Origin of the sequence: Candidatus Protofrankia californiensis (assembly GCF_900634765.1) — a bacterium.
In the GTDB taxonomy this organism is placed as follows: Bacteria; Actinomycetota; Actinomycetes; order Frankiales; family Frankiaceae; genus Protofrankia; species Protofrankia californiensis.
This window is the reverse complement of sequence record NZ_CAAAFT010000465.1, coordinates 1-2084: the sequence shown is the minus strand read 5'-3', so window position 1 is coordinate 2084 and position 2084 is coordinate 1. Positions and strand designations below refer to the sequence as shown.

Below are 2084 nucleotides of genomic sequence, written 5' to 3'. Positions count from 1 at the left end.
TGTCGCTCTATGTGGACGAACTCGACGGACTGGGTATGTTCCTGGAGCTCGACTGCCCGGTGCCCGCGCACGAGTCGGCGGTCACCGTACAGGAGACGTTGAATGCCTTTGTGGCATCCCTGGGAGTTGATGTGACGCGTACCGAGGAAACATGTGACGCGCTGGTGCGGACCGCCCAGTTGCGTGCCGCCTGAGATCCCCTGAGTGCTTTTTCGGATCTGCTGTCCGGGTGGTCCACGCCCAGGCGGTCCCTGGTGCGCGTCGTCGCCCGCATGCCGCCGCCGCCCCTGGCGGACGTCGTGGCCCGGACCGCGACGGCACCGGGACCCCGGCCGGTCGAAACGGTCCCAGTCGGCCGATACCAGTCGAATAGTGCCAGTCGGGCGGCGCCAGCCGTCCGGTACTAGTCGTCCGGTACCAGCCGGCCGGTGCCGGTAGCCCGGTGTCGGTAGCCCGGTGCCAGTCGTTCGGTGCCAGTCATGTGGTACCAGTTGTCCTGCATTAGACCCTTTCGCGACTTGTTGCTTATCCGTTGATAGAGGAGAGTTCATCTCCTGTTGGCTGGGTGTCCGGATGCGGTTTGGCCTCCCGCCGCACGGTCCGCGTCGGGCTGTGGGCCTCTGGCGACCGCGGCGGTGTGAGCCCGGTGGCGCACGATCACTGCTATCTGGCCGGGGCGAGGTCGGGTGATCGCGGCGGCCTGGCGGTGGCGCGGCCGGGGCGGCCGTGTGCGATCCGCGCCAGCGTGAATACGCCAGGTTCATACTGAGGGGGCGGCCACAAAGGTTTCCGGCCGGTTCGGCGCACCCGGTCCCGCCGCTCGCGGATAAAATCTTTTCCGGGTGGCAGGATGCTCGCGCCTGGTAATCATTTGTCGACGTAACCATGGATTCCGGCCGGAATGGTGACGTGGCGTACCAGCGAGGCGTGAGGTTCTCCACCAGATTTTCCCGCGGATGACGCGGGCGACCACGGGCGACTACATATGTCACACGACCACATATGACCCGGCTACCCGGGCGATGCAACCGACTACAGACGGGTGGGCCACGGCACATGGTGCAAAGCTGTGCCCGGGCAGATGGCCCGGCCGCGCTTTCGCGGGTGTCGGCCACGGCCAGGCGGCCCGGACGGCGGGCCGGCGTGCTGTGCGCCGCTGCTGCCGGTCGTGCCCGAGCGCTCGTCACCCGCATCGTTCACGCCGTGCTGTCGGTCCTGCTCCCGGCGGCGCTGCCCGGCCGGAGCGTCTCTGCCGGCCACGGTGTGCGCCTGGCCCAGCCACGCGGTTCCTCCGTGGCGTCTTCAGCGGCCGGGACTCTCAGGTATGCGATGGCCCGCCGGGGCCCGCCGGGAGCCATCCACCGGCCGTGAGATGAGCGTTGGCCGGGTCCGGCGGTCGCCTGCCCCGCTAGCCCGGCCCGTGGCGGTGTGGCCGTCACGGCGGGGGCCGGCGGCACCACACCCGACAAAGCAGATCGTTTTTCGGGTGCTCGGGGCCGGCACAGCCGCCGCCGGCACGTTGATCCGTCGACGTCGTCTTCCGTCGAGGAGGCTGATCCGACGACCGGATGATGCCGCCGTCCACGGCCGCGCCTGCTGCTCGCGTCCGTCTGCCAGCTCACTGTCCGTATGCCACGCGCCGGCAGGCTCCTCAACGCCGGCGGTTTCCAACGCCGGCGGTTTCCCTCGATGCCTCCGAGCCGCGCGGTGTGGCGCATCGGTGCGTGCCTGTCGCGACCGACACACCGGCCACTCGCGCCCGCCACTGTCACTTCGGCGGATCATGCCGCCGACACGCCCTTCACGCATCCAAGGACGGTCCGTGTTGACTACTCTGGGCCCTGAACCCGCCCCACGAGGCGACGCTCCGCGAGGCGACGCCTCACAGGATGACACCCCACTAGATGACGCCTCACGAGATGGCGGCGAGCACCAGCCGCCAGCTGCCGATGGTCCGGCAGCCCGGCGCCAGCCCGGTCAGTTGGAGGCTGCGGTCCTCGCGGTTGTCTGGGCGGCGCGCGCACCGGTGAGCACCGGCGACATCCAGCGGGAGCTGGGTGGGGAACTCGCGCACAGCACCATAG

Annotated in this window: 1 pseudogene; it reads left to right on the top strand. The window is 69.6% G+C overall.

The features are described from left to right. Positions 1-194 (top strand): annotated as a pseudogene (locus DD1DGNOD_RS23930) (adenylate cyclase); the annotation flags it as partial. Between the last annotated feature and the right edge of the window lie 1890 nt (positions 195-2084).